We start from the raw sequence: 25,043 nt of genomic DNA, 5'->3' as shown, positions 1-25,043 counted from the left end.
GCCTAGCAGGCGCAGCGAGAGGTACAGCAAGCGGCCAGGTCGTCGGCCCACATCCCGCGCGCCCTGTAGGGCTCCAGCGGCCCAGAATCGACCCCCAGGCGCTCAGCAATGGCGCTGGCCACCAGCGGGAGGCGGCCCCGGAACTTGTAGATGAAGCAAAAGGCCGTCCCCCGGTGCCGCACCCCAGGGCCTGCCAGAAAAAGACCCGGGGTGCGGGTGGACTCGTCGGCCGCCTCGCTTAGGATGGGGTGGCCCTTCTGCCAGGCAAAAAGCTGCTCTACTGGCCCAAGGCCCCCGCCAAACCCTGTGGCTAGGATGGGCGGGGTGGGGCTTTCCACCGCCCCCTTGGTGTGGTGGAGTATGAAGCTCCCCCCTTTTGCCTCCACCCTCCGCACCGCAGCGCGCACCAGCTCGAGCCGCCCCGTCGCCAACGCCTGCTGCAGCCGCTCCAGGGTGTAGGGCGAAACATCCACGCTGGGCTCGCCGGTGGCGCGGGCCCAGGGGGCCTTGGGGTCGAAGACCTGGACGCGCTTCCCCAGGGCCACCAGGTTGCAGGCCGCATCCAACCCGGACTCATACCCCCCCACCACCACAAAGCGCTCCCCCGGCAGCCGGGCCCAGCTTCGCACCTGCCCGTAGTGGAGCCCGGGCAGGGCCTGGCGAGGAAACTGGAACTCCCCCGTGGCCCAGACCAGGAAGCAGGCCTCCAGGGGACCCTGGGAAGTGGTGAGGCGGAAGCCCTCTTCTAGGGGCTGAACCTTCTCCACCGCCGTGCGGGTGGCCACCGGCAGGGCGTAATGCCGGACCAGGGCTTGGAGGTAGCGGGCGTAGTCCGGGCCACTGGGGTGCTCCTTGCGCAGGGTGAAGGCCGGCGAGGTCTCCGGGGAGACCGCGTTTAGGTCGGGCAGGCCAAAGGCGTTGGCGGTGAAGCTGGGGGTGATGAAGCGGGTCTCGGCCGGCCAGCGCCGGAAGGAGGCCCCCACGGTGTGGCGCTCCAGGATGCGGAAGCCAACGCCCAGCCGCTTGAGGGCCAGACCCACCCCAACCCCCGCCGGGCCGGCCCCCACGATGGCCACGTCCACCCGCTCCATGCCCGCTCAGTGCCGCTCCCCTTCCACCCAGAGCCAGGCCAGGCTGGCCGGAGCCCCGCCCAGGCTGAAACGGCGTTTTACCTGCAAGGGCTCCAGGGCAATCTCCAGCACCTCCCCGCTCGCAGGCAGGGCCACAAAGGCCAGACCGTCCCCCAGGGCCAGACCCGGTCGCAAGGCCCCCTCGCCCGTGGCGGCGATGGGCCCGCTCACCTGCAGGCTGGCCTGCACCCGGCCTGAGGCGGGCTCGAGGGTATGCAGGTAGCCGTCGGCGGTGAGCACCACCAGCACCCCGTCTTTATCAAAGCCGAATCGCACCGGGTTGGCCGGCAAAGGGATGGGGCGGATGGCCTCGTCAATCCGGGCCAGTCCCTGGCCAAAGTTCCCTATGAAGAAGGGGTGCTTGGCATGGGCCACCAGGGTACCCACCCGGGCCCCAGCAGCCCCGGCGGGGTTGCTGAGCTTACGGGCGACGAAGCCGCTGCCCCGCTGCTCCAGCAGCAGCACCCCATCCGCGCAACCAAACGCGATGGTGGAGCCCCGCACCGCCTGGCCGTGCAGCCTGGGGCAGCCGGCGAACTCCGCCACCTTGCGCCCTCCGTGGGTATAAACCTCTACAACCCCCCGGTTGAGGCTGCCGGCCAGCACAACTTGAGGCAGGGCCAAAGGGGCCCCGTGGTCGGGCGCACCGGTGGCAATCTCGCGAAACTCAGGCAAAAGCCCCAGCTTCCTGGCATCAAAGACCGCAACGGTGCCGTCGCCGTCGTTGTATATGGCCACCCAGTCGCCGTGGGCCTTGAAGTGAGTGGGCTTGGGGCCGGTGGTCACCGTGGCCCAGACGTAGGGGGTCTGGAGCACCAGGTCCTTGTGGTCGCCGTGGTCCTCCAACCCCAGGCCGCTATAGACGATGCTCACCCGATTCTGCTCGCGGTGGAGGGCAAAGGCATACTGCCCCCCCGGCGCGGGGTATACCTGGGCGGGCCCCGGGGCGGTAAACCGACCCACAACTTCCCCTTTTTCCAGGTCGATCACCTGTAGAAAGCCGCTTTTTCCGTCGGCCACCACCAGCCGCCCGGGGTGCTTTTCCCCGTGGGCCAGGGCTAGGCTGCCTAGGGCCAAAACCAGGAGTCCAACTGTGCGTTTCAGCATGGCTCTGCCTCCTAAAGATATTGATAAATCATTATCTTCTCAAGGGCAATCCCTCATCCCCGAAAGGCCTCGCACAGGGCGCGCCCGTTGTGCCGGAGCAGGGCCAGGTAGGTGGGGACCTCCCGGGTCAGGGTGTCGGAAAAGAGGGTCACCACCCGGGCCCCCGTGGCCTCGGCCAGCGCCCGGGCCTCGCGGGGGGCAAACTGCGGCTCAGCAGCGATAACCCGCACCCCAAGCTGCCGCATCTGCCGGGCCAGCTCCTCCAGGGCCCGGGGCCCCCGCTGCTGCCCGGCAAAGCTGGCCAGGCTCCCCACCACGCTAAAGCCGTAGTAGCGCGCCGCGTAGCGGAAGGCATCGTGCTGCACCACCAGCCGGCGCTGGGCCGGGGGAACAGCCTCGAGGCAGGCCCTCACCTCCTGGTCTACGGCTGCGAGCCGGCGCAGAAAATCCGCCCTGCGCTGGGCGTAGTAGGCCCTGCCCCTCGGGTCGAGCCCGGCCAGGGTGGCCTCGATGCGCTCCACATAAAGGCGGGCGTAGGTGGGCTCGAGCCACAGGTGGGGGTCGCAGGGACCGTGCCGGTGAACCTCGAGCCCCCGGGCCCGCTCGGCCCTCAGCTCCGCCTCGCTAAAACAGATGAGGTCCGGAGCCCCCTCGGCCAGAAGCACCGTGCGGGCTCCCGGAGGCAGGCCGGCCTGCAGCTTGGGCAAGAAGGTCTCCAAACCAAGCCCATTGGCAAAAAGCACCCGCGCGCCGCTCAGGGCCCGCAGCGTGGAGGGGCGGGGCTCAAAGCTGTGGGGGTCCGCCCCCATGGGCACCACCTGGGCCAGCCGCACCCGTTCGCCCCCCACCTCCCGCACCAGATCGGCCAGAATGGGGGTGGTGGCGGCCACCGGCAGGCCCTGCGCCAGCCCGGGAAGGAAGCCCATCAACAGCAGGAAAAACCAACCGCGCATAGCTTATTGATAGTCCTCTATCAAAAGAGGTGCGTTTGTGCTCCAGGCTGCATTGGCTCCACGGCACCCCGGGCTTTGGCTAAAATACCTCCCAATGGACGAGGTCTGGGCGATGCTTTGCGAGCCCTTTGCCGAGGAAGCCTTGGGCTGGCGGATAGAGGGCTTTTCGCGGGATAGAAAACGGGCCCTCGTGGCCCGCTGCGCCACGGTGGAGGCCGTGCTCGAGCGGCTGGACGAGGTGGTGGGCCCCCAGGGCTGGCAGGACAGCTACGAGCTCTTGCCCTCCAAAGAACGCCACGCGGTCAAATGCCGGCTCACCATCCTGGGGGTCTCCAAGGAGGCCTTGGGCGAGGGCGAGACCCTGCAGGCGGCCTTTGCCGACGCGCTGCGCCAGGCAGCGGCCAAGTTCGGCATAGGGCGGGTGCCAGCAGAGCGGCGCTGGGTGGAGCTCGACCCCGAGTCGGGCCAGCCCAGCCTGGGCAGGGGCGAGGAGGAAGCGGCGGCCAAGCCCGAGGCCCAGGTGCTCATAGACCGGCTGATGGAGCGCCTGAAGGCCGCCGGGCTGGGCAAACAGGCCGCGCAAATTGTGCTCAAGTACGGCGGCTATGGCCGGCACCCCGAGGAAACCCGTAAACTCTATGGCGAGCTCAGGGCCTTGCTCAAGGGGCACGTCTCGTGAAGGGTATGGTGTGATCAAGGTAATCGCAATCGGAGACCTGCACGCCGAGTTCCCCAAGCTCTGGCGGGCGCTAAAAAACTCGTACGCGGTAGGAGAGGACTGGCTGCCCTCCGACCCTTTGCGGCGCGGGGTCTACCGGGTGGTCTTGATGGGCGATCTGGTGCACCCCAAGCTGCTGGCCGACTACCGCCGGCTCACCGGGCTGGAGGACTACGACCCCGACAACCCCGAACACCTGCGCATAGCGGCCAAGGCCCAGATACGCGAGCTTCGGCGCATCAAGCGTTTCCAGGAGGCGGCCCCGGAGCACATCACCATCCTCATGGGCAACCACGACCATGCGGTCCTCACTGGGGAGATGGTCCTGGGCAACGCCCAGCTCGAGCACAAGGAGTTCCACCCCGAGCTGGGGGGCATCGAGCTGCCCGAGGAGCTCCGCGCCTGGTTCCGAACTTTCCCCAAGGAGATCAACCTCTACGGCGTCAACTTTGCCCACGTGGGCCCGGTACCCTGGCTCCAGACCTACGACGAGATGTTCTACAGCAGCCGCGAGGCCAAGGAGTGGTGGCTCTACAACGCCGATTACGTGGAGCGGATGGGGCACCGCTTTGGGGTGTATGGGCACACAGTGATGAAGAACGGCATCCTGGTCAAGGACCGCCTGGCCCTGATCGATGCCCTGGACCAGGAGCAGTACCTCGAGCTCATCCTGGACGAGGACCGGCTGGACTGGGAAATCGTCCAGATTCCCCCGGTGGGCGCTACCCTGTGAACCTGGCCTCGGCCAAGGTGGTGCGCGAACTCCTGCAGCGCTACGGCCTTTGGGCCGAAAAGCGCCTGGGGCAGAACTTTCTGGTCGAGCCTGCCTACTTAAATCGCCTGGTGGCAGCCCTGGAGCTGCGCCCGGGTGAGACCGTCTGGGAGGTGGGCCCCGGCCTCGGCACCCTGACCCGGGCGCTGGTCGAGGCTGGGGCCCGGGTGGTGGCGGTGGAAATGGACCGACGGCTGGCCCCCCTGCACGCCGAGACCCTGGGGGGGCTGCCGGTGGAGGTCATCTGGGGCGACGCCCTGCGCTTTGACTGGACAGAGGTCCCGCCCCAAAGCCTCTTCGCCGCCAACCTGCCCTACAACATCGCCACTCCCTTAATAACTGAAATCCTACGGGTGGGCCGCTTCCGCCAGATGGTGGTGCTGGTGCAAAAGGAGGTGGCCCTGCGCATGACCGCCCTGCCCGGCACCCCCGAGTACGGCCTTCTTTCCCTGCGGGTGCGCTACCATGCCCGGGCTGAGCGGCTCTTCGACCTGCCCCCCGGCGCTTTCTTCCCTCCCCCTAAGGTAACCAGCTCGGCGGTGTGCCTCTGGCCCAACACCAAACCCGACTGCCCCCCTTTGTTCCGCCTGGTGGAGGCGGCTTTTGCCCATAGGCGCAAGACCCTGGCCAATGCCCTGAAGGCCGCGGGCTATGACCCTAAGCGGGTGGGCCAGGCCCTGGAGGAACTGGGCCTGGCGGCCGGGGTGCGGGGTGAGGCCTTAGAGCTGGCCCACTTCGAGGCACTCCTGGCTAAAATCAGCTAGACTGCTTTGGTAGCGATTTCTCATGCTGCTGGGGTAGCCTGGCGTAAACCACCAACATGCCGATAAACTTAGAAACAATCCTGCGTGAAAGGGCTTGGAGGCCAAGATGCGCTTTTTCGTTGTAGGGGACGTGTCGGTTGATCTAATTTATTTCCTCGAGCGAATCCCCGAGACCGGCGAAGAGGTGCCTGCCCAGCGGGCCCTAATGAAGCCGGGGGGGGCTGGAGGGACCCTGGCAGCCCATCTGGCCAGCCTGGGCAACAAGGTCTACCTGGCCAGCCGGGTGGGCAACGACCCCTTCCGCAGCGTGGCCCTCTCGCAACTGGAAAAGGTGGGGGTGGACCTCAAATACCTGCAAACGGACCCCGAGCAGACCACCTCCTCGGTGCTGATCCTGCTTTTGCCGGGGGGCGAGCGCTCCATGGTCTCGGCGGGCGGGGCCAGCCGTTACCTGGACGCTGCCGAGTTCAAAAGCCGGATGCTCGACCCCATCGATGCGGTGGTGCTTTCGGCCTACGCCTTTGTGGGCGGCCCCCAGCGGCAGTACGCTATCAACGTCCTGGACGCGGCTCGCAAGCGCGAACTGCCCATCTTCGCCGACTTGGGCACCGGAGCGGTGCGGGCGGCCGGCCGGGCCCTGCTAGACCTGCTGCGGGGCGTGCCCTACCTCCTCATGAACCAGGTGGAGCTCCTCACCCTCACCGGCGCCAGCTCCATTAGCGAGGGGGTACAACGGTTGAAGGCCTTTGACCTCGAGACGGTGGTGGTCAAGGTGGGGGCTTTGGGCTCGATCGTGGTCACCCCCAGCCGCCAGGAACTCATCGAGCCTTACCCGCTGGAGGAGGTGGTGGACACCACCGGCTCGGGCGATGCCTTCACCGCCGCCTTCGCCCACGCCATCCTCCAGGGCAAGGACCCCTTTACCGCGGCGCGGCTTGGCAACCTGGCCGGCTCGCTGGCCGCCACCGCAGTAGGGGGCCAGGGCCGGCTGGTCACCGAAGAAGACCTGATGCAGGCTCAGCGGTAAAAGCCCGGTTCGAACAAGCGGGCATACTCGTCCAGGGCGAAGCGGTCGGTCATGCCGGCGATGTAGTCGCAGGCCGCGCGGTGGATACCCTCTTCCTGTGCGGCTTTTTGCACCTCTCGTGGGAGAACCCTGGGCTCCTGGGTGTAAGCAGCGAAAAGCCGCTCCAACACAAAGCGGGACTTGCCTACCTGCCGCACCACGTAGGGGTGCTGGTAGAAGTTCTCGTACAAAAAAGCCCGGAGGTGCTCTAGCTGCTGGGTGAGGCCGGGGGAGTAGCCGGCCAGGGGGCCCGGGTGGTGGCGGACGGCCTCCGGGCTTTCGATCCGGTGGGCCTGCAGAATTTGGTGGGTGGCATGGATGGTGTCGGTGATGAGCAGGCCCAAAAGCTCCCGGATGAAGACCCGCCGGCCCAGCTCCTCCAGCCCCTCGGGCCGCAGGCCCAGCTCGCCCAAAAGATCGCGCAAAAGCTCCACCTCACCAAGCTGAGGGGGGCGCAGCAGCCCCGAGCGCAGGCCATCGTCCAGGTCGTGGGCGTAGTAGGCGATCTCGTCGGCCAGGTTAACAATCTGGGCCTCGAGGCTCGGGCGCAGGTGGGGCTCGTACCCCTCGGCCTCGGGCAGCGTATAGCGGGTCTCGTGCTTGATGATGCCCTCACGGCTCTCCCAGCACAGGTTGAGTCCGCGGAAGCCGGGGTAGCGCTTTTCCAGGTGGGTCACGATGCGCAAGGACTGCTTGTTGTGGTCAAAACCCCCGTGCTCACGCATCAGCTCGTTCAGCACCGCCTCGCCCGCGTGGCCAAAGGGGGGGTGGCCCAGGTCGTGGGCCAGGGCAATGGTCTCGGTGAGGTCGGGGTTGAGCCCCAAGGCGCGGGCGATGGAGCGGGCCACCTGGGCCACCTCCAGGGTATGGGTAAGCCGGGTACGGTAGTAGTCGCCCTCGAAGTTCACGAACACCTGGGTCTTGTACTGCAGCCGGCGGAAGGCGGTGGTGTGGTTGACCCGGTCGCGGTCCTTCTGGAAGGGGGTGCGGTAGCGGGACTCGGGCTCGGGGTAGGCCCGCCCCCGGGTCTGGCTCGAGCGAACCGCGTAGGGGGCCAGATGGCCGTCTTCCTGGGCCAGAAGGTCTTGGCGCGCGAAGAGCATGAGCCCAGTCTACGCACCTTGGGTAAGAACTCATGCATTTTGCCCCGGCTTGAGGTATCACCCTCTTTGGATGAGGCTGCTTTGGCTCCTCCCTCTTCTGCTCTCGGCCTGCGCCCCAGCCCTGGGCGAACCCCGCCGCTTCGACCTATTGGTGCAAAACCAGTGCACCGGGCCCAACCAGGCGGTCTTCTTCTACATCAACGGGGAGTTTGCCGGCATCGTGCGGGGCACCCGGGTCTTCCCCAGCCTGCGGGAGGGCCGCTACGAGCTTCGCGCCGAAGGTACCCAGCCCGGCCAGCCCGGGCACCTGCGCTTCGCGCGCACCCTGCACCTGAACCGCGACACGGTCTGGACGCTTTGCCCCTGAGAGAACCCCTATGATGGGGGTGTGGAGACCGACCTCACCCTGCGGCCCCGCAGCCTGGATGAGTACGTGGGCCAGACCCGGCTCAAGGAGAAGCTCCGGGTTTACCTGGAGGCAGCCCGGAACCGGAAGGAAGCCCTCGACCACCTCCTGCTCTTCGGGCCGCCGGGGCTGGGCAAGACCACCCTGGCCCATGTGGTGGCCTACGAGCTGGGGGTAAACATCCGTGTGACCAGCGGCCCGGCCATCGAGAAGCCCGGCGACCTGGCCGCCATCCTCACCAACAGCCTGGAGGAGGGCGATATCCTGTTCATCGACGAGATTCACCGCCTCTCCAAAGCCGCCGAGGAGCACCTGTACCCGGCGCTGGAGGACTTCAAAATCGACATCGTCATCGGCTCGGGCCCTGCGGCCCGTACCCTCCGCCTGGACCTGCCCCGCTTCACCCTGATTGGGGCCACCACCCGCCCCGGCCTCATCTCGGGGCCCCTGCGCAGCCGCTTCGGCATCATCGAACACCTGGAGTTCTACAGCGAGGAGGAGCTGGCCCTGGGGGTTACGCGCGACGCGGCCCTTCTGGGGCTGGAGATCGAGCCCGAGGCGGCCTTGGAGATAGGCCGGCGCAGCCGGGGGACCATGCGCATCGCCAAGCGGCTATTCCGGCGGGTGCGCGACTTCGCCGAGGTGGCCGGGGAGCGGGTGGTCGGGCTGGAGCGGACCCGCCAGGCCCTGGACGCTTTAGGGCTCGATGCTTTGGGCCTGGAGGCCCGCGACCGGCAGATCCTCACCACCCTCATCACCCGCTTCGCCGGGGGGCCGGTGGGCCTCGAGACCCTGGCCACGGCCCTGGCCGAGGACCCCGAGACCCTGGAGGAGGTGCACGAGCCCTTCCTTATTCAACTTGGCCTGCTTAAGCGCACCCCTCGAGGCCGCCAGGCCACCGAGCGGGCCTACCTCCACCTGGGATACCCCCTCCCCGAGCAAAGCCGCCTGCTGGAGTAGACGTTTGGGCGGCAAGGGAGGCCAGCGGATGATCCGGGCCAGGCTGGGCGAGGTCGAGCTGGGGGATCTGCTCAGGGCCCTGGAAGGGGCGCGCAAAAGCGCGGTGGTAAGCCTGGACTGCCCCCACCTAAAGGGGCGCATCTATATGCGCGAGGGCCAGATCGTCTACGTGCAGACCCAGCCCGGACCTCACCTGGGAGAGTACCTGGTGCGCTTCGACTACCTGACACTGGAAGAAGTCCAGGGGTTGGTGGGGCAGCAGGCCCGGGAAAACCCCGGTACCCCCCTAGGGGCGCTGGCCCTGCGGCAGGGCCTGCTTAGCGAGGAGGAGCTCAACCAGGCGCTGCACGCCCAGCTTCTGGAAGGCCTGGCCACCCTGCTGGCCCAGAGCGAAGGGGAGCTTCTGGCCACGCCGCTTCCCCTCGAGGCCTCCCAGGTCCTCCTGCCAGGCCTCAGCGACACCCGCACCCTTCTGATGGAGGCCCTGCGCCGGCTCGATGAGTGGCGGCGGGGGCAGGTAGACCCGGAGGCGGTGCTACGGCTGGTGGGGGATCCCACCCGCCATCCCCTTTCGCCCGAGGCCTGGGCGGTGCTCGAGGCGGTGGACGGGGTTAGGCGGGCCCGCTCGGTGGCCCTGGCCTGCGACCTACCCGAGGAACAGGTCTACCACCTGCTCTTCGAGCTCGAGAGCCGGGGGATTCTGGCCAGGGCCGAGGTGTGCCCGCAGGACCCCCTTCTTCTGGTGCTGGCCGACTCCGACCTCATCCGGCGGCTTCTGCTGGTGGCCCTCGAACGCCACCGCTACCGGGTGCTGCTGCCCTACGACTTAGAAAGCGCCCTGCGCATGCTAGCGCAGCACCGGGTCAGCGGAATCCTCTTGGAAGGGGAGCACCTGGCCCACAAGGTGCAGCAGATAAGAAGCACACCGGGGGGCCGCTTCCCCCCTATCTGGCTCATCGCTGAGGAGGCCCCCCGCGGTCTTTGGGTTCGAAGGGCCCGGGTGGGGCATGTTCCCAAACCCTTCGGCGAGGGCGAGCTGCTCAGGGCCCTTTCGGTCATCCGCCGACCCATCTGAGGGGCCTCGACAGGCGCCGGATAAGGGGTATACTCATTTGGTAGTGATTATTATTTCCAAATTTAGGAAATGGACGGGCAGCCCTCACCTCCCCGGCTGGCCGGCCCTCTTCCAGCACAACGAGGTGGCCCGCGGCTTCCTGCTCACCGGCCTCACCCTCGTCGGGACGGTGGGCGGCTTCATCCTCCCCGGGGTGTGGCTCCTGGCCTACCTCGCCGGAGGGGTGCCATCGGCCCTCAAGGCCGCTCGAAGCCTGTTTCAGGCGCGTAAGCTGGACGTGGACCTGCTGATGGTGGTGGCAGCCCTGGGGGCGGCCTCGGTGGGACGGGCGGGGGACGGGGCCATCCTGCTCTTCCTCTTCAGCCTCTCCAACACCCTGCAAAGCTGGGCCCTGCAGCGCACCCGGCAGGCCATCGAGGCCCTGATGCGCCTGCACCCGGAGGGGGCCACCGTGCTCTTGCCGGACGGGCAGGAGGTGTGGCGGCCCCTCGAGGCCCTAAGACCGGGGGATGTGCTGCTGGTGCGCCCGGGCGAGCGTTTTGCCGCTGACGGCACGGTGCTGGAGGGGTTTACCGAGGTGGACGAAAGCGCCCTCACCGGCGAGAGCCTGCCGGTGGACAAGGCACCGGGGGACGCGGTCAAAAGCGGCACCCTGAACGGGCACGGGGTGGTGCGGGTGCGGGTCGAGCGCCCCGCCGGCGAGAGCACCCTGGCCCAGCTTATTCGGCTGGTGGAGAGCGCCCGGGCCAGCAAAAGCCGCACCGAGCGCTTTGCCGAACGCTTTGAGGGGCCCTACACCCTGGCCGTCCTGCTCTCGGCCCCGGTCATCTTCCTGGTAACCCAGCTGGGCCTGGGTCTGGAGAGCGCGGAGGCCTGGTACCGGGCCATGACCTTCCTGGTGGTGGCCAGCCCCTGCGCGGTGGTCATCGCCACCCCGGCCGCAGTGCTCTCGGCCATGGCCGCAGGCGCACGGGCCGGAGCGCTCTTCAAGAGCGGGGCTGCCCTGGAAGCGCTGGCCCGGGCCCGCATCTTTGTCTTCGACAAGACCGGCACCCTCACCGAGGGGCGGATGCGCCTGGCCAGCCTCCAGGTGCTGAAGGGCAGCGAAGAGGAGGCGCTGGCCCTGGCCGCAGGCCTCGAGCGCTACAGCGAGCACCCGATTGCCCGCGCCATCGTGGAGGCCTGCTCGGGCCCCCTGCCCGAGATGCGCGAGGTGCGGGCCCTGCGAGGACGCGGGGTGGTGGGGCTGCTGAGCGACGGTCGGCAGGTCTGGATGGGCAACCGCCGGCTGGTGCAAGAGCTGGGGCTCGAGCTATCCCCGGGGGTCCAGCAGAAGATGGAAGCGCTGGAACAGGAGGGGCAGACCACCGCCGTGCTGGGGGTAGAGGGGCGGGTGGTGGCCCTCCTGGGCGTCGCCGATGCCCCCCGGCCCGAGGCGGCCCAGTCCATCGCGCAGCTCAAGGCGGGGGGCGCTCGGGTCATCATGCTGACGGGCGACCGCCTCGCTGCAGCCCGGCACCTGGCCGCCCGGCTCGGCATCGAGGAGGTGGAGGCCGAACTCCTGCCCGAGCAAAAGCTGGCGCGCATCAGGCAACTGGTGGAAGAGGGAACCGTGGTGATGGTGGGCGACGGGCTCAACGACGCCCCGGCGCTGAACGCGGCCCATGTGGGGGTCTCAATGGCCAGCGGTGCGGATGTTTCGCTCGAGAGCGCCGACTTGGTGCTGGTGCGAAACGACCTTTCGCGCCTGGTGGGGGCCTGGCGCCTGGCCCGGGCCACCGCCCGCACGGTCTACTTCAACCTGGCCTTCGCCCTGAGCATAATCGGGGTGGTAGGGGCTTTTGCCCTGGCCGGCTGGGTGCCGCTACCTCTGGGGGTGGTGGCCCACGAGGGGGGCACCCTGTTCGTGGTGCTGATGGGGCTGCGCCTGCTGGCCCACCGGGTGCAGGGGCAATAAAGGAACCGGGGCCTTACGGCCCCGGTCTTTTTGGTGGAGCTGAGGGGACTCGAACCCCTGACCTTCTGAATGCCATTCAGACGCGCTCCCAACTGCGCCACAGCCCCGAAGGCAGCCTAAAGTATAGGGGTCCGACCCTGGCTCGTCAAGCCCTGTTCTTCGTTGACACCCTCTTTTCGGCAAGCCTATAATCGCAGGGTAAAAAAGGTTTCTCCCGGGAGGGGTGTTGCGTTGAAAGGAGCCAGGATGGAGTACAAGGTGACGCTCTCCACCGAAGAAATCGTGCGCGGCCTCAAGCACTATCGGCGCATCGCCAAGCAGGATGTTCTTCGGGCCCCGGAGACGCCCAATCCAGAGGTTTTTCGCCTGCACGCTGAGGCCCGGCGCGAGGTTTACGCCAAGCTGGCCGAGGTGGCCGAGAACGAGGGGCCCGAAGCGGTGGTAAGCCGGGCCCTGGAGATGTACCAGCAGCTCCCCTTCGTCACCGGCACCGCCGAGGATGCCCATCCGGTCATCAAGGGGCAGGAGAACGCCCTGGAAAACTTCTTCCTGATGATTGGTCTCGACCCCAAAGTCCGCCGCGAGGCCCGCAAAGCCCGCAAGCCCATTGAGGAGTAGGGGCCGGACCCAACCATGACCCTCGAGCTGCTCGCAGCGCAGGCCCAGGCCTGCACCGCCTGTGGTCTATCCAAAAGCCGGACCCACGTGGTCTTCGGGGAGGGCAACCCCGATGCCCGGTTGATGATTGTGGGCGAGGGACCGGGCGAGGAGGAGGACCTGCAAGGCCGGCCCTTCGTGGGCCGTAGCGGACAGCTACTGGACAAAATCCTGGAGGCTGCCGGCATACCCCGCCAGAGCGTCTACATCGCCAACATCGTCAAGTGCCGGCCGCCGCAGAACCGGGTGCCAGAGCCCCTCGAGGCCAAAACCTGCACCTCGCTTTGGCTCATCCGGCAGATTCAGCTCGTCCAACCCCAGATCATCATCCCCCTAGGGGCCACCGCCCTGGAGTTCTTCGCCGGGGAGAAGCTCTCCATCACCAAGGCCCGGGGCAAATTTTTCGAGTGGCAGGGCATCCGGGTCTTCCCCATGTTCCACCCCGCCTACCTCCTGCGCAACCCCTCGCGCGCACCCGGCAGCCCCAAGCACCTCACCTGGCTGGACATCCAGCTTGTGAAGAAAACCCTCGATGAGCTGGGGCCCAAGCAGCGGGTAGAGATTAAAACCGTGAGCCAAGGAAGCCTGTTTTGAGCCCTTCCCTCTCCCGCACCGGCCTACTCCACCTGCTGGTGGTCTACTTGGTCTGGAGCAGCACCTACCTCGCCTTCAAGGTGGGGGTGAGCAACGGCTTTGCCCCTTTCTGGATGGGGGCCACCCGCTTTATACCCGCAGCCCTGCTCCTCCTCCTCTACGCCCGCTGGCAGGGTCTCCGCACACAGCTGAGCCCCGCCGAGGTAGGGGGGCTGGTCCTCTCAGGGACCCTGCTTTGGGTAGGCGGCAACGGCCTCATTCTGGTGGCCAGCCAGCACGTGCCCTCCGGCTACGTGGCCCTGATGATCGCCACCACCCCCATCTGGGCTGCTGCTCTGGAGGGCTTGCTGGAGCGGCGCTCGCCCCCCAGGCTTCTGCTCCTGGGGCTTTTTGCAGGCCTGGCGGGTATTCTCGTCCTGAACCTACCTGAGCTGCGCGCAACCTCCCCCGACCACCTGCTGGCCTTCGGGCTGCTGCTCGTCTCCCCCATGCTGTGGGCCAGCGGCACCCTCTACACCCAGCGCAGAAGCCCTCACCTGCCCCCAGAGGTGGTCTCGGGCTACCAGCAGCTTTTCGGAGGGCTGGGCTTCCTCGCCCTCTCCCTCTTCTTCGGCGAGCCCTGGGACACCCCCAACGCCCTGGCCTGGGCCGCCAACCTCTATCTTGTGGTCTTCGGTTCGCTTATCGCCTACACCTCTTACATCCTGGCTGTGCGGCTCCTGCCGCTGAGCCTGGTCACCACCTACGCCTACGTGAACCCGGTGCTGGCGCTCTTCCTGGGCTGGCTCTTCCTCGGCGAGCAGATTGGCATCTGGACCTTTCTGGGAGCTCTGCTGGTGCTTTTGGGGGTGGGGCTGGTCTTCAAAAGCCAGGCCGCCCTCGCCGGAAGCAGCGCCAAGCCCTGAGCCCGTTTCAGTGCTTGAAGTGGCGCGACCCGGTAAAGACCATGGCGATGCCGTGCCGGTTGCAGGCCGCAATCACCTCGGTATCGCGCTTGGCCCCCCCGGGCTGCACGATGGCGCTCACCCCCGCGGCCGCCGCTGCATGGACCACATCGTCGAAGGGAAAGAAGGCCTCGGAAGCCAAAACCGCCCCCCGCGCTCTTTCCCCTGCGTTCTGAATGGCCCGCTCCGCAGCCCAGATGCGGCTTACCGCCCCGGTGCCGATGCCCACCGTAACCCCTCCCCGGGCCAGCACGATGCTGTTGGAGCGGGCATGCTTGGCCACGTACCAGGCAAACTTAAGGTCGAGCAGCTCGGCTGGGGTGGGAACCCGCTCGGTCACGTAGGTCAGCTCGAGCTCCTCCCACCGCCGGGTATCCTGGTCCTGAAGCAAAAACCCCCCTCTCAGGAAGCGGTACTCCAGGGTGTCCGTCTGTTCCTGGACCGCCACCAGCACCCTGAGGTCGGGTTTTTTGGCCCGGAACCAGTCCAGCGCCTCGGGGCTCACCCCAGGGGCCACCAGCACCTCAAGAAAAGTCCCCCGGGTGGCCTGGGCCGTCGCCAGGTCCACCGGGCGGTTGAAGGCCACCACCCCCCCATACACCGATAAGGCATCGGCGTCCCGGGCCCGCTCCCAAGCGGTCTTGGGGTCGTCGGCCAAAGCCACCCCGCAAGGGTTGGCGTGCTTGACGGCCACACAGGCTGGCCGCTCGAACTCCCGCACCAGACCCCAGGCCGCCTCGGCATCGGCATAGTTGTTGAAGCCCATGGGCTTGCCCGCAAGGAGCTGTCCGTGAAGCACCGCCCCCCTCTGGCCCGAAAGGGCGTACAGCGCTGCCTCCTGGTGGGGGTTCTCCCCGTAGCGCAGCTCCACCCCTGGCAACCGCTCCAGCGCCAGAACCCGGGTCGGGGGAAACTTCTCCGAAGCCAAAAACTCGGCAATCGCGGCGTCGTAGGCCGCAGTGTGGGCGAAGACCTTTTGGGCCAGGCGTCTGCGAAACTCGCTGCTGATGCCGGTGCGGAGGGCCGCCAGAACCGCGCCGTAGTCAGCCGGGTCACAGACCGGGAGCACCGCTTCGTGGTTCTTGGCAGCGGCGCGCAGCATGGCTGGCCCCCCGATGTCAATCTGCTCGAGGCACTCCTCGAACGAAGACCCCCGGGCCAGGGTCTTCTGGAAGGGGTATAGGTTGACGCAGAGCAGGTCTATGCGGGGCAGACCGTGGGCCTCGAGCTCCGCCTCGTGCGCGGGGGTCTTGGCCGCTAGCAGCCCGGCGTGCACCCGGGGGTGAAGGGTCTTGACCCGCCCTCCCAATATCTCAGGAAAGCCCGTGAAGGCCGAAACAGGAAGCACCGGCAACCCGGCGGCCTCGAGGGCCTGCTGGGTGCCACCGGTGGAGACCAGCTCAAACCCCAGCTCAAAAAGCCCCCGGGCAAACTCCACCAGGCCGGTCTTGTCGGACACAGACAGCAGCGCGCGCATACCCGGCCCATCATACGCGCTAGACTGGAAGAATGAGCACCTCAATCTACGAAGCCATCAAAAAGGAGATCGTAGAGGCCATGAAACGCGGCGATGTCCAGAGCCGCGACTACGCCCGGGTGGTCAAGGCCGAGCTGGACCGCAAGGGGGACGGCCGCCCCTTGCCGGATGCCGAGGCGGTCAAAATCCTGAAGGCCCTGCGGGCCACCGCCGAGGAGAACCAGAACGCCTTCGAGATGGCCTTTCTGGACCGCTACCTGCCCCGCGAGATGAGCGAGGAGGAAATCGAGGCCTGGATCCGAGCCCACGTCGACTTCAGCCAGCTCAAGTCCCCCATGGCAGCCATCGGACTGGTGACCAGGGCCCTGGGGCCCTCGGCCCCTGGTGAGCGGGTGCGGCAGGTGGTGGAGCGCATGACCAGGGGCGCTTGAGGTAAAATAAAACCTGTGGGAAGGGGGCACGGTCGCGGGCGGTTGCGCCTGAGGAAAGTCCGGGCACCACAGGGCAGGATGCCAGCTAACGGCTGGGCGGGGTAACCCGACGGAAAGTGCAACAGAAAGCAGACCGCCGGGCTCACCGCTACGCGATGGGTCCGGTAAGGGTGAAACGGTGCGGTAAGAGCGCACCAGTCCCTCTGGTAACAGGGGGAGCTAGGCAAACCCCATCCGGTGCAAGTCCCGTAAGCCCAGCAGGGAGGGTTGGCCCGACCCGAAGGCACCGCTGGCAGGGACGCTTGAGGTGGCTGGTGACAGCCATCCCAGAGAGATGACCGTGGAAAACAGAACCCGGCTTACACCCCTTCCCACCCTCAGGGCCCGCCCCCAGGCGGGCCCTAATTTCATTAAGGGCATCTTCATGTACGTAAAAAACAAAGAACTTCTGCTCACAGCATAGAAAGACCCAGCCCAGCAATTCCAAAATTCGCCCATGGGGAAGGGAATTTCCCGGCCTACCCCCTGAAGTGGGAAATCGGCCCACTTTTTCCACCGAAGGTGGGAAAAAGTGGGAGCAGGGTGGGAACCGGTGGTAAAAAGTGGGAAATTCGTGGTAGATTACACTCCAGAGCGGCCCCTTGGGTGGGAAAGGGTTTCGAAAGCGGTTCAGTTTTACCCAGGAGCTTTCGCGATGCCCTTCGGTGAGTACCAGTATAGCCTCGACGAAAAGGGAAGGGTGGTTATTCCGCCACCCTTTCGCGCCTTCATCGAGGATGGCGTGGTGATCACCCGGGGCCTCGAGGGCTGCTTGTACCTCTACCCCCTCCACACCTGGAGCAACATCGAGCGCCAGCTCCAGAACGTCCCTCTCATCGACCGACCGGCCCAGCTGCTGGTGCGCTTCCTCTACTCGGGGGCCCACAAAACCCAGATGGACAGCGCCTCCCGCATCACCATCCCCCCCACCCTGCGCAAGTTTGCAGGCCTCGAGGAGTCGGGCGAGGCGGTGGTGGTGGGGGCCCCCACCCGGCTGGAGCTGTGGAGCGAGCCGCGCTGGTGGGAGAGCATCAACAAATTCCTGGAAAACCCCACCACCCCCGAGGCCCTGCGCGGCCTGATTGGATGAGGTATGCCTGCGACCATGGCCCACACCCCGGTGCTCTACCAAGAAGCGCTTTACTGGCTCGACGTTCGGCCGGGTGGGGTGTACGTGGACGCCACCCTGGGCGGGGCAGGTCACACCCGGGGCATCCTGGAGCGGGGGGGGCAGGTGGTGGCCTTCGACCGGGACCCCCAGGCCATTGCCCGGGCGCGGGCCCTGAACCTGCCCCGGCTCACCCTGGTCGAGGCCAACTTCCGCGGCCTGGTCGGTGCCCTAGAGCGGCTAGGCCTGGCGCAGGTGGACGGAATCCTGGCCGACCTGGGGGTTTCGAGCTTCCACCTGGACGACCCCTCGCGGGGCTTCAGCTACCAGCTCGAGGGCCCCCTCGACATGCGCATGGGCCCGGAGGGCCCCAGCGCCGAGGAGGTGGTGAACACCTACAGCGAGGAGGACATCGCCCAGATTCTCTACCGCTACGGGGAGGAGCCCCAGGCCCGGCGCATTGCGCGCTACATCGTGCAAAACCGCCCCATCAAGACCACCACCCAGCTGGCCGAGGTCATCCGCCGGGCCACCGGCTACCGCGCCGCGGGCCACCCCGCCCGGCGGAGCTTCCAGGCCCTGCGCATCTACGTAAACGACGAGCTGGGCGCCCTGGAGGAGCTGCTCAGGGGCGCCGAGCAGGTGCTGAGGCCGGGCGGGCGGCTGGTGGTAATCAGCTTCCACTCGCTGGAAGACCGGCTGGTCAAGCACTTCCTGCGCGCATCAACGGCGCTTGTAACCCTGACCAAGAAGCCCGTTGCTCCCTCCGAAGACGAAGCGCGCCGGAACCCCCGGGCCCGCAGCGCCAAGCTGCGGGCGGCCGAGCGCGGAGGTGGGCCATGAAAAGCGCCTTCCGTTGGGCCACGGTCTACATCGTCCTGCTGGTCGGCCTCACGGCCCTGGGACACTACAACCAGCGGCAGGCTGCTCATCTGCAGGCCTTGCTCAGCCAGGAAGCCGAGCTGGAGCAAAAAGAGCTGCGGCTTACCCAGGAACACTACCGCCTCACCGCTCCCCTGGCCCTCCTGGAGTGGGCCGAGGCCCGGGGCTATCTGCCCATGAGCCTGGGCCGCTGGGCCCCTCCGGAAAGGAGCGCCCCATGACCCCCTCCACCACCGCCACCCTGAGCCGGGGATGGGCCGTGCTGCTGGCCCTGCTGCTCTTTGCTGGGGGCCTGGGCTACGGCTTTTACCTGCTCTGGCACAACGCCCCCAGCCTGCGGCTGCGCCCACCGGCTGCCGAGTCCCCCCCTTTGCGGGGCCGGCTCGAGGCCGCCGACGGCACCCCTCTGGCCCTGAGCACCCCGAGCGAGGTCCGGCTCTACCCCCTAGGCCTCTCGGCCAGCCAGCTCGTGGGCTTCGGGGAGCGGGGGAGCGGGCGGGGGCTGGCGGGGCTCGAGTTCGACCTAGAACCCATTCTGGCCCAGGGCCAGAACCTGCGCCTGACCCTGCTGCCCCAGGTGCAGGCCCTGAGCGAGCGGGCCCTTTGGAAGGGGCTTCAAGCTGCCCGTGCCGACTGGGGGGCGGCCCTGGTGATGGAGACGGCCACCGGCCGTCTTTTGGCAGTGGCCAACGGCCCTCCCTTCGACCCCACCGCCCCCCGCCGACCCGCGGAGGAGGACATTGCCTGGCGCAACCACGCCTTCACCCAGGCCATAGAACCCGGCTCCACCATCAAGTCCCTCACCGCTGCGGTGCTGCTGGAGGAGGGGGTAGCCCGGCTCGACACCCGGGTCCACGCCCCGATGCAGCGGCGGGTGGGCGGGTGGACCATTGGGGATGCAGTCCCCCATCCCGAGACCCTCACCCTGGCCGAGGTGCTCAGGTACTCCTCCAACGTGGGCATCAGCACCCTGGCCGAGCGCCTGCCCCGCGCCACCCTCTACCAGTACTTCGAGCGCATGCACCTGATGGACCCGCGCCCCCTGCCCCCAGCCGCTGGCTATCCCCGGGGAAGCGCCCAGGTAACCGCGCCGGTGGTCCGTCCACTAAACCGCTGGGGGCCTGCCGAGTACGCCAACGCCACCTTTGGCCAGGGGTTCCTGATCACCCCCCTGCACCTGACCGCCGCCTACAACACCCTGGCTGCCGACGGCGTCTACCGCCCGCCCCTGCTATTCGAGGGCAGCAGCGGCCAGAGCTCCCGCGTCTTCCGGCCCGAGGTGGCCCAGCAAATCCGCCTTGCCCTGGCCCAGGGCCTGGTCGAGACCGCCCGGCTCAGGGGCTACACCCTGGCCGGCAAAACCGGCACCGCCCAGGTGGTGGTAAACGGACGCTACAGCCAAAGCGTCTTCACCGCGCTCTTTGCCGGCTTCGTTCCCGCCGACAAGCCGCGGGCCACGGTGGTGGTGGTGCTCTTCCACCCAAAAGGCCGCATCCACGGCGCCCAGGTGGCGGCCCCCATCTACCGGGAGATTGCTGCCGGTCTTCTGGCCCTGTGGGGCCTCCCACCCCGTCTGGAGGCTGAGGGGAGTAAACTGGTGAACCGGTGAGTAGGTTGTGTAAGTTGAGGATTATGCTCATTTGAAGCCATGGCCGCGCGGAAGACCAAGGAGCTAAGCGCAGAGTGGGTAGCCAGCCTCGTCGGGGGCAGGCTGCACCCCCCCACGGCCCCAGCCCACGACCTGCACTGGGACTCGAGGCAGGTGGGGCCAGGGGTGGCCTTCTTCGCCCTGCCCGGGGCCCGGACCCACGGCCGGCTCTTCGCCCAGGAAGCCCTGGCCAAAGGCGCCTCTTTCGTGGTGAGCGACCAGCCCCACCCCGGCACGGTCCAGGTCGGCCGGCCTGAACGGGCGCTGGTGGCCCTGGGGCGGGCCCTGCGCGAGGCCTTCAGCGGCCTGGTGCTGGCGGTGGGGGGCAGCTCGGGCAAGACCACCACCAAGGCCTGCATCGCCCAGGCCTTAGGCTGGCCCGCGCCCGAGGGCAACCTCAACAACGCCCCCGGCCTTACCCGGTTCTTCTTTCACCTGGAGGGGGCCGAGGGCTGCGTGGTGGAGCTGGGCATCGACCGCCTGCTGGAGATGGCCGAGCTGGCCTACCTGGCCAGGCCCGACTTCGCCGTGCTGACCGGCCTGGGGGCCGAACACCTGGAGGGGCTTGGGAGCCTGGAGAATGTCGTGAGGGAGGAAAGCTGGCTGCTTTGGGTGAGCCCCCTGCGCCTTGCCAGCGCACAGGCCGCCGAGCGGCTGGGCTGGCCGGGGCTCAAGACCTACGGCATCGGGACGGGCGACTTCCGGGCCGAAGGGCTGGAGCTTGGCCTGGACTACAGCCGCTTCCGCTACGCCCAGCACCGGGTCCACCTGCCCTACCCCGGCTACGGAGCCGTGCTGGGGGGGCTGGCCGCGCTGGCGGTGTGCGAGATGCTGGGCCGGCCCCTGAGCGAGGCCATCGAGCGGCTGGCCGAGCTTCGGCTGCCTCCGGGCCGGATGCAGCGGCTTCGGCGAGGCGGGATTGAGTTCATCCACGACGCCTACAACGCTAACCCTCTTTCTCTCAGGGCGGGGCTCGAGTTCCTCAAAACCCAGCCCGGCCGCAAGTGGCTGGTGTTGGGCCCCATGGCCGAGCTGGGGGAGGCGGCGCTGGCCTACCACCTCGAGGCAGCCCGCTTGGCCGCCCAGGTAAGCCCCCACCGCATCTTCATCGGTCCGCTGGCCCGGGCCCAGGCCGCCGAGGCCGGAGGCGAAGCCTTCGAGAGCCTGGAGGAGGCCGGGCAGTTCCTGGAACAAAAAGCCCAGCCGGGCGACCTGATCTACCTCAAGGCCTCGCGCAGCGCGGGCCTGGAGCGAATTCTGGAGCGCTGGCCCAAGGAGGGGGAATGCGAAGAGGTCTTCTGATGCTGGGCCTGGGCCTGGCGGCCTGCGCCCCCCAGCCGCAGGCCCCAGCGCCAGGGCCACCCCTGCTAATTGAGGGCGGGGTGGTGGTGGGGCGAACGGTGCGGGCCGCTGGCCTAACCCTGGCCCTGCCTGGCCCTCCCCAAGCCGTGGCCCGCAACGGTCCGACCCTTCTCGTGGCCTACCCCTTCCAGCTCCTCATCTACCAGGACGGCTTCCTAAGGGAAAGCCTGCCCCTGCCCGGGGTGCCCTCCTTCGTGCGGGCCAGACCCCTCCCCCTGGTCGGCCTTCCCGACCGCCTCTTCGCCCCGGGCCTAGGCACCCTCCCCTACCGGGCCAAGGACGCTTTGCGCACCACCCTCGGGGTCTACTGGCTGGGCGAGGAGGGGGTCTACCTGGAGCGCCGGCTCTTGCGCCAGGGCCGCTTCTCGTTCCTGGCCGCCAGCGAGTCGTACGTATACGCCTTTGGCGCGGAGGGCTGGCGGCTGCCGGATGGCCTGCGCATTCCCCTGCCCGGCCCTGTGCGGGCGGCGGTGGTGCTCGACGAGCTGTACGTGCTCGGTCCGGAAGGCCTCTACCGCCTCAGCCTGGAGGGGCTGAGGCTTGGCTTCCTCCCTGGAGGCTTCGAGGGCCTGGAAAGCGATGGCGACTACCTCTACACCCTTCAAGAAGGCCGCCTGCTGGTCCTGCGGCGCGACCTTTCCCTGGAGACCCCATGAACGTCCTGGCCGCCGCCCTTCTAAGCTGGTTCCTCACCGGAATCTGGATCACCCTGATGCAGGCCTTAGGGCTTGGCAAGCGGGTGCGGGCCGAAGGCCCCCAGAGCCACCAGTCCAAGGCGGGCACCCCCAGCATGGGGGGGGTGGCCTTCCTGCTGGCGGCGGCGGTGGTCTACGCCTTGGCCGGGGGGGACCGGTGGGCCGGGCTTTGGCTGCTGGTGCTGGGGATGGCCCTTCTGGGTCTGGCGGACGACCTGGCCGGCTCGCTGCGCCGGCCGCTGCGGGCACGGGAAAAGCTGGCGGTGCAGGCCCTGATGAGCCTGGTCTTTGCTCTGTGGGCCGTCCGGCAGGTGCAGTACACCCCCTACCCCTTGCTGGATGTCCTTCTCTTCACCCTGGTGGTGATAGCCGCCTGCAATGCCTTCAACTTCACCGACGGGGTAGACGGGCTTCTAGCCAGCATCACCGCGGTAATCCTGCTGCCTTTCCTGGGCCTGCCGCTGGCCCAGACCAACTTGGGAGCGCTGCTCGGCTTCCTATGGTACAACGCCCCACGGGCCACAGTCTTCATGGGGGACACCGGAAGCATGGCCCTGGGGGCCCTGGTGGCAGGGCTCTTCATCCTGGAAGGCCGGCTCTTTTGGCTTCCGCTGGTGGCCCTGGTCCCGGTGTTGGAGGTGCTCTCGGTGGTGGTGCAGGTGGCCTACTTCCGCCGCACCGGCCGGCGGCTTCTCAAGATGAGCCCCCTGCACCACCACTTCGAGCTTTCGGGGTGGAGTGAGGCCAAGGTGGTCTTCCGCTTTACCGGGCTCACCGCGCTCTGCACCGCCCTGGCGGCGCACCTTTGGGGAGGGGGAGGATGAGGCGGCTGGTCTACGGCCTGGGGCGCAGCGGGCTCGGGGTGCTGGGCTACCTCAAGCGGCACGGGCTGGAGGCCCGTTTCTACGACGATGCGCCCAAACCCGAGGAGGTGGCCCAGGCCCGGGCCCTGGGCTTCATCCAGGAGCCCCACCCCACCCCGGGACAGTACGACCAGGTGATCGCGGCCCCTGGGGTCCCCCTCGCGCACCCCCGTCTCAGGGCCCTGGAGGAGGGGGGGGCCGAGATTATCGGCGAGGCGGAGCTGGTCTACCGCCACTCCAGGACCCCCCTGATCGGCATCACCGGTACTGCGGGCAAGACCAGTTGCACCCTTTTCACCGCCCATTTCCTGCGGGCCCTGGGCTTCAAGGCGCGGGAGGGGGGCAACATCGACCCCCCCCTAGCGAGCGTGGTGGACGAGGCCGAGGTGGTGGCGACGGAGCTTTCCAGTTTCCAGCTCGAGCGCACCCACCGGTTCCGCCCTCGGGTGGCGGTCCTCCTCCTGCTGGGGGTGGACCACCTGGACCGGCACGGAAGCCTGGAGGCGTACCACGCGGCCAAGCTCCGGCTCATTCAGAACCTCACCCCCGAGGACGCCTTGGTCTACAACGCCCGCGACGAGAAAATCCGGGCAGCAGCGGCCCGAAGCCCAGCCCGGCTCTACCCCTTCGAGCCCGCGGCCACCCCCCGCGAGACCAACCTCAACGCCGCCTTGCAAGCGGCCCTGGCCTATGCCCATATCGTTTTGCGGGAAGACCCAGGCCGCCCCTGGCCCTTCGCCCCCACCCCAGAAAACCTCTGGCCCTTCCGCAAAAGCGCCCCTTGGCCCGAGGCCCGCTACCAGGTCTTCGCCCGGATTGGAGAAGTGGAGTTCATCGACGACTCCATCGCCACCCGGCTCGAGGCGGTGCGCACAGCCCTGGAAGCCGCGCCTGCCCCGGTGGCCTGGGTGCTGGGCGGGGTGGACAAGGGGGCCCCGGCCGAGGAGCTGGAGGAGGTGGTCGGGCGCAAGGTGGCCCTCATCCTGGCCATCGGCAGGGATGGCCCCAAGCTGGCCGCCCCATTCCAGCGGCTGGTTGAGGTGGTGGAAATCCGCGAGCCCGACGGGCGAAAGGCCCTGGAGCAAGCGGTGCAAATAGCCCTCGCCCGACTTTCGAGAGGAAGCGTGCTGCTGGCCCCGCTGGCCGCTTCCTTCGACCAGTTCAAAGACTACAAGGAGCGCTCCCGAATTTTTCGGGAGGTGGTACGCGCCCTGGAGGGAGGCCATGGATAGCATTCTCCTGCTGGTCCAGCTCCTTCTTTTCGCCCTTTCGGCCCTGGGGGTGGCCGCCTCCGACGGGATGCGGGGGGCAAGGGAGGCCCACAGCCTGGAGAACCTGCGCAACATACTCCTTTCCCTGAGCCTAACCCTCCTGGTGGCCCGGCTGCACCCCCGCTGGGCGCTCTGGGCGGCCAGACCCCTCTTTTTCCTGGCCCTGGTCCTGCTGGGGCTCAACCTGGTCTTCGGCTTCGGCCCGAGCGGCGAGCGGCGCTTTCTGGACCTGCCCTTTGTTCCCTTCAACCTCCAGCCCTCCGAGCTGGCCAAGCTCGCGGTTCCCCTTTATCTGGCCGCCTTCTTCCACCAGAAGCCCGCCGACTACCCCATCATCGGTCCGGTAATGGCCATCGTGCTGGCCTCGGGGCTGATCCTCATCTCGCCCGACCTGGACACCGCCTTGTTCCTGCTCTTCCTGGCGGGGTTTTTGCTCCTCACCATCGGCGTGCCGGCCCGACGCCTGCTGGCCATCATGCTCTCGGGGGGCCTGGTCTTGCTGGCCTTTTCGGGCGCCTTCCTGGAGCGCTTGCAGAAGGCCCGCGACCGCTTTGAAAGCTGGCAAACCTACGTAAGCGGCCGGGTGAACGAGCTAAGCCCGGAGCTTTTGCGGGGGCCCCTGTACCAGATTACCCAGGCCCACAAGGCCATCGTGAATGCCGGTCCCCTGGGCCAGGGCCTCAGCGCCCGCATGCCCCACATACCAGAGTCGCACAACGACTTCATCCTGGCCTCCATCCTCTGGGCTGGGGGATGGCTGGCCGGCGCCGTGCTGCTTCTGGCCTGGTGGCTATTGCTCGCCCGGGGCCTGCAGATCGCGGCCCACCTCGAGGGGGCCTACAGCGTGCTGGCCGTGGGCCTCACCCTTTACCTCACCCTACAAGCGGCCCTCAACATCGCCGCGGTGCTGGGGGTGATTCCCATCGGGGGCTCTCCCCTGCCCCTGGTCAGCGTGGGGGGCAACGCCATGCTTATGGCCGGGGTGGCCATGGGGCTGCTGCACGCCCTGGCCCGCGAGGCCTTCAAAAAGGAGGTGCGGCCGTGAAGACCGCTGGAGGGGG

At 67.8% G+C, this 25,043-nt stretch carries 26 protein-coding genes, 1 tRNA gene and 1 other RNA gene; 22 read left to right on the top strand and 6 right to left on the bottom strand.

Annotated features, from left to right (window positions below; translation table 11 throughout):
* Nucleotides 1–2: 2 nt before the first annotated feature.
* The 3 genes from DV704_RS01755 to DV704_RS01745 are packed head-to-tail and all read right to left on the bottom strand — an operon-like array spanning nt 3 to nt 3,190.
* The gene (locus DV704_RS01755; protein ID WP_114797824.1) at nt 3–1,091 is read right to left on the bottom strand and encodes an NAD(P)/FAD-dependent oxidoreductase; all 1,089 of its coding nucleotides are present in this window, start codon (nt 1,089–1,091) and stop codon (nt 3–5) included.
* Nucleotides 1,092–1,097: 6 nt separating this feature from the next.
* On the bottom strand, nt 1,098–2,237 hold the full coding sequence (locus tag DV704_RS01750; protein ID WP_114797823.1) for a hypothetical protein: 1,140 nt from the start codon (nt 2,235–2,237) through the stop codon (nt 1,098–1,100).
* A 53-nt stretch (nt 2,238–2,290) separates the two neighbouring features.
* On the bottom strand, nt 2,291–3,190 hold the full coding sequence (locus DV704_RS01745; protein ID WP_114797822.1) for a metal ABC transporter substrate-binding protein: 900 nt from the start codon (nt 3,188–3,190) through the stop codon (nt 2,291–2,293).
* Nucleotides 3,191–3,284: 94 nt separating this feature from the next.
* On the opposite strand from DV704_RS01745, the gene DV704_RS01740 reads away from it, so the two are divergent.
* From DV704_RS01740 to DV704_RS01725, 4 genes are all read left to right on the top strand, one after another.
* Nucleotides 3,285–3,869 carry a DNA repair protein Rad52 gene (locus DV704_RS01740; protein WP_114797821.1) on the top strand — a complete coding sequence of 195 codons (585 nt, stop codon included), beginning with the start codon at nt 3,285–3,287 and terminating at the stop codon, nt 3,867–3,869.
* Nucleotides 3,870–3,882: 13 nt separating this feature from the next.
* Nucleotides 3,883–4,641 (top strand): metallophosphoesterase, encoded by a 759-nt coding sequence (locus DV704_RS01735; RefSeq protein WP_199489922.1) that lies wholly within the window; start codon nt 3,883–3,885, stop codon nt 4,639–4,641.
* The gene (rsmA, locus tag DV704_RS01730) at nt 4,638–5,444 is read left to right on the top strand and encodes a 16S rRNA (adenine(1518)-N(6)/adenine(1519)-N(6))-dimethyltransferase RsmA (RefSeq protein ID WP_199489915.1); all 807 of its coding nucleotides are present in this window, start codon (nt 4,638–4,640) and stop codon (nt 5,442–5,444) included. The genes DV704_RS01735 and rsmA overlap by 4 nt, the downstream gene beginning before the upstream one ends.
* A 106-nt stretch (nt 5,445–5,550) precedes the next feature.
* Entirely contained in the window at nt 5,551–6,471 is a 921-nt protein-coding gene (locus tag DV704_RS01725) for a carbohydrate kinase family protein (protein ID WP_114798007.1), read from the top strand.
* On the opposite strand, the gene DV704_RS01720 is transcribed toward DV704_RS01725, so the two are convergent.
* A complete protein-coding gene (locus DV704_RS01720) occupies nt 6,462–7,613 on the bottom strand; it encodes a deoxyguanosinetriphosphate triphosphohydrolase (RefSeq protein ID WP_114797819.1) in 1,152 nt (383 codons plus the stop codon). The genes DV704_RS01725 and DV704_RS01720 overlap by 10 nt on opposite strands.
* Before the next feature lie 70 nt (nt 7,614–7,683).
* On the opposite strand from DV704_RS01720, the gene DV704_RS01715 reads away from it, so the two are divergent.
* The 4 genes from DV704_RS01715 to DV704_RS01700 are packed head-to-tail and all read left to right on the top strand — an operon-like array spanning nt 7,684 to nt 12,011.
* Nucleotides 7,684–7,980, top strand: a complete 297-nt coding sequence (locus DV704_RS01715) for a hypothetical protein (protein WP_114797818.1) — start codon at nt 7,684–7,686, stop codon at nt 7,978–7,980.
* A 21-nt stretch (nt 7,981–8,001) separates the two neighbouring features.
* Nucleotides 8,002–8,979: a Holliday junction branch migration DNA helicase RuvB gene (ruvB, locus tag DV704_RS01710; protein ID WP_114797817.1), complete on the top strand. Its 978-nt coding sequence runs from the start codon at nt 8,002–8,004 to the stop codon at nt 8,977–8,979.
* A gap of 28 nt (nt 8,980–9,007) precedes the next feature.
* On the top strand, nt 9,008–10,054 hold the full coding sequence (locus DV704_RS01705) for a response regulator (protein ID WP_114797816.1): 1,047 nt from the start codon (nt 9,008–9,010) through the stop codon (nt 10,052–10,054).
* A gap of 43 nt (nt 10,055–10,097) precedes the next feature.
* Nucleotides 10,098–12,011, top strand: a complete 1,914-nt coding sequence (locus DV704_RS01700) for a heavy metal translocating P-type ATPase (protein WP_233498199.1) — start codon at nt 10,098–10,100, stop codon at nt 12,009–12,011.
* A 31-nt stretch (nt 12,012–12,042) separates the two neighbouring features.
* On the opposite strand, the gene DV704_RS01695 is transcribed toward DV704_RS01700, so the two are convergent.
* Nucleotides 12,043–12,118, bottom strand: a tRNA-Ala gene (locus DV704_RS01695).
* A gap of 139 nt (nt 12,119–12,257) precedes the next feature.
* On the opposite strand from DV704_RS01695, the gene DV704_RS01690 reads away from it, so the two are divergent.
* The 3 genes from DV704_RS01690 to DV704_RS01680 are packed head-to-tail and all read left to right on the top strand — an operon-like array spanning nt 12,258 to nt 14,167.
* Complete coding sequence (locus DV704_RS01690) at nt 12,258–12,629, top strand: hypothetical protein (RefSeq protein ID WP_114797814.1); 372 nt, start codon at nt 12,258–12,260, stop codon at nt 12,627–12,629.
* A gap of 15 nt (nt 12,630–12,644) precedes the next feature.
* Nucleotides 12,645–13,262 carry a uracil-DNA glycosylase gene (locus DV704_RS01685; protein ID WP_114797813.1) on the top strand — a complete coding sequence of 206 codons (618 nt, stop codon included), beginning with the start codon at nt 12,645–12,647 and terminating at the stop codon, nt 13,260–13,262.
* Nucleotides 13,259–14,167, top strand: a complete 909-nt coding sequence (locus DV704_RS01680) for an EamA family transporter (protein ID WP_114797812.1) — start codon at nt 13,259–13,261, stop codon at nt 14,165–14,167. The genes DV704_RS01685 and DV704_RS01680 overlap by 4 nt, the downstream gene beginning before the upstream one ends.
* A 7-nt stretch (nt 14,168–14,174) precedes the next feature.
* Here DV704_RS01680 and purH read toward each other — a convergent pair whose 3' ends face one another.
* A complete protein-coding gene (gene purH, locus DV704_RS01675; RefSeq protein ID WP_114797811.1) occupies nt 14,175–15,683 on the bottom strand; it encodes a bifunctional phosphoribosylaminoimidazolecarboxamide formyltransferase/IMP cyclohydrolase in 1,509 nt (502 codons plus the stop codon).
* 32 nt (nt 15,684–15,715) lie between these two features.
* Between purH and DV704_RS01670 the strand changes: the two genes are divergently transcribed.
* The 11 genes from DV704_RS01670 (at nt 15,716) to DV704_RS01620 (ending at nt 25,027) form a co-directional block, all read left to right on the top strand.
* Entirely contained in the window at nt 15,716–16,114 is a 399-nt protein-coding gene (locus DV704_RS01670; protein ID WP_114797810.1) for a GatB/YqeY domain-containing protein, read from the top strand.
* 16 nt (nt 16,115–16,130) lie between these two features.
* Nucleotides 16,131–16,492, top strand: an RNA gene (rnpB, locus tag DV704_RS01665) — RNase P RNA component class A.
* A 316-nt stretch (nt 16,493–16,808) separates the two neighbouring features.
* Complete coding sequence (gene mraZ / locus DV704_RS01660) at nt 16,809–17,243, top strand: division/cell wall cluster transcriptional repressor MraZ (RefSeq protein WP_114797809.1); 435 nt, start codon at nt 16,809–16,811, stop codon at nt 17,241–17,243.
* 3 nt (nt 17,244–17,246) lie between these two features.
* Nucleotides 17,247–18,104, top strand: coding sequence for a 16S rRNA (cytosine(1402)-N(4))-methyltransferase RsmH (gene rsmH / locus DV704_RS01655; RefSeq protein ID WP_369910825.1), 858 nt, complete (start codon nt 17,247–17,249; stop codon nt 18,102–18,104).
* Nucleotides 18,101–18,364 carry a hypothetical protein gene (locus DV704_RS01650; protein WP_114797807.1) on the top strand — a complete coding sequence of 88 codons (264 nt, stop codon included), beginning with the start codon at nt 18,101–18,103 and terminating at the stop codon, nt 18,362–18,364. The genes rsmH and DV704_RS01650 overlap by 4 nt, the downstream gene beginning before the upstream one ends.
* Nucleotides 18,361–19,752, top strand: coding sequence for a penicillin-binding protein 2 (locus DV704_RS01645; RefSeq protein ID WP_114797806.1), 1,392 nt, complete (start codon nt 18,361–18,363; stop codon nt 19,750–19,752). Before DV704_RS01650 ends, DV704_RS01645 begins: the two co-directional genes overlap by 4 nt.
* 39 nt (nt 19,753–19,791) lie before the next feature.
* Entirely contained in the window at nt 19,792–21,093 is a 1,302-nt protein-coding gene (gene murF, locus DV704_RS01640; protein ID WP_114797805.1) for a UDP-N-acetylmuramoyl-tripeptide--D-alanyl-D-alanine ligase, read from the top strand.
* Nucleotides 21,075–21,809, top strand: coding sequence for a hypothetical protein (locus DV704_RS01635; RefSeq protein WP_147279580.1), 735 nt, complete (start codon nt 21,075–21,077; stop codon nt 21,807–21,809). Before murF ends, DV704_RS01635 begins: the two co-directional genes overlap by 19 nt.
* On the top strand, nt 21,806–22,672 hold the full coding sequence (locus DV704_RS01630) for a phospho-N-acetylmuramoyl-pentapeptide-transferase (protein WP_114797803.1): 867 nt from the start codon (nt 21,806–21,808) through the stop codon (nt 22,670–22,672). Before DV704_RS01635 ends, DV704_RS01630 begins: the two co-directional genes overlap by 4 nt.
* The gene (gene murD, locus DV704_RS01625) at nt 22,669–23,943 is read left to right on the top strand and encodes a UDP-N-acetylmuramoyl-L-alanine--D-glutamate ligase (RefSeq protein WP_114797802.1); all 1,275 of its coding nucleotides are present in this window, start codon (nt 22,669–22,671) and stop codon (nt 23,941–23,943) included. Before DV704_RS01630 ends, murD begins: the two co-directional genes overlap by 4 nt.
* Nucleotides 23,936–25,027, top strand: a complete 1,092-nt coding sequence (locus DV704_RS01620) for an FtsW/RodA/SpoVE family cell cycle protein (RefSeq protein ID WP_114797801.1) — start codon at nt 23,936–23,938, stop codon at nt 25,025–25,027. The genes murD and DV704_RS01620 overlap by 8 nt, the downstream gene beginning before the upstream one ends.
* Nucleotides 25,028–25,043: the final 16 nt, after the last annotated feature.

The organism is Meiothermus sp. QL-1, from assembly GCF_003351145.1.
Taxonomy (GTDB): domain Bacteria; phylum Deinococcota; class Deinococci; order Deinococcales; family Thermaceae; genus Meiothermus.
The sequence above is the reverse complement of the archived record's forward strand: the minus strand, read 5'-3'. Positions and strand labels throughout refer to the sequence as shown.

Coding starts and splice junctions, on each gene's coding strand:
- DV704_RS01670 (WP_114797810.1), top strand. CDS start 15,716: ATGAGCACCTCAATCTACGAAGCCATCAAAAAGGAGATCGTAGAGGCC.
- purH (WP_114797811.1), bottom strand. CDS start 15,683: ATGCGCGCGCTGCTGTCTGTGTCCGACAAGACCGGCCTGGTGGAGTTT.
- DV704_RS01715 (WP_114797818.1), top strand. CDS start 7,684: ATGAGGCTGCTTTGGCTCCTCCCTCTTCTGCTCTCGGCCTGCGCCCCA.
- DV704_RS01745 (WP_114797822.1), bottom strand. CDS start 3,190: ATGCGCGGTTGGTTTTTCCTGCTGTTGATGGGCTTCCTTCCCGGGCTG.
- DV704_RS01690 (WP_114797814.1), top strand. CDS start 12,258: ATGGAGTACAAGGTGACGCTCTCCACCGAAGAAATCGTGCGCGGCCTC.
- rsmH (WP_369910825.1), top strand. CDS start 17,247: ATGCCTGCGACCATGGCCCACACCCCGGTGCTCTACCAAGAAGCGCTT.
- DV704_RS01705 (WP_114797816.1), top strand. CDS start 9,008: ATGATCCGGGCCAGGCTGGGCGAGGTCGAGCTGGGGGATCTGCTCAGG.
- DV704_RS01635 (WP_147279580.1), top strand. CDS start 21,075: ATGCGAAGAGGTCTTCTGATGCTGGGCCTGGGCCTGGCGGCCTGCGCC.
- DV704_RS01750 (WP_114797823.1), bottom strand. CDS start 2,237: ATGCTGAAACGCACAGTTGGACTCCTGGTTTTGGCCCTAGGCAGCCTA.
- DV704_RS01620 (WP_114797801.1), top strand. CDS start 23,936: ATGGATAGCATTCTCCTGCTGGTCCAGCTCCTTCTTTTCGCCCTTTCG.
- murF (WP_114797805.1), top strand. CDS start 19,792: ATGGCCGCGCGGAAGACCAAGGAGCTAAGCGCAGAGTGGGTAGCCAGC.
- mraZ (WP_114797809.1), top strand. CDS start 16,809: ATGCCCTTCGGTGAGTACCAGTATAGCCTCGACGAAAAGGGAAGGGTG.
- DV704_RS01630 (WP_114797803.1), top strand. CDS start 21,806: ATGAACGTCCTGGCCGCCGCCCTTCTAAGCTGGTTCCTCACCGGAATC.
- DV704_RS01740 (WP_114797821.1), top strand. CDS start 3,285: ATGGACGAGGTCTGGGCGATGCTTTGCGAGCCCTTTGCCGAGGAAGCC.
- DV704_RS01650 (WP_114797807.1), top strand. CDS start 18,101: ATGAAAAGCGCCTTCCGTTGGGCCACGGTCTACATCGTCCTGCTGGTC.
- DV704_RS01725 (WP_114798007.1), top strand. CDS start 5,551: ATGCGCTTTTTCGTTGTAGGGGACGTGTCGGTTGATCTAATTTATTTC.
- DV704_RS01720 (WP_114797819.1), bottom strand. CDS start 7,613: ATGCTCTTCGCGCGCCAAGACCTTCTGGCCCAGGAAGACGGCCATCTG.
- DV704_RS01645 (WP_114797806.1), top strand. CDS start 18,361: ATGACCCCCTCCACCACCGCCACCCTGAGCCGGGGATGGGCCGTGCTG.
- DV704_RS01685 (WP_114797813.1), top strand. CDS start 12,645: ATGACCCTCGAGCTGCTCGCAGCGCAGGCCCAGGCCTGCACCGCCTGT.
- murD (WP_114797802.1), top strand. CDS start 22,669: ATGAGGCGGCTGGTCTACGGCCTGGGGCGCAGCGGGCTCGGGGTGCTG.
- DV704_RS01755 (WP_114797824.1), bottom strand. CDS start 1,091: ATGGAGCGGGTGGACGTGGCCATCGTGGGGGCCGGCCCGGCGGGGGTT.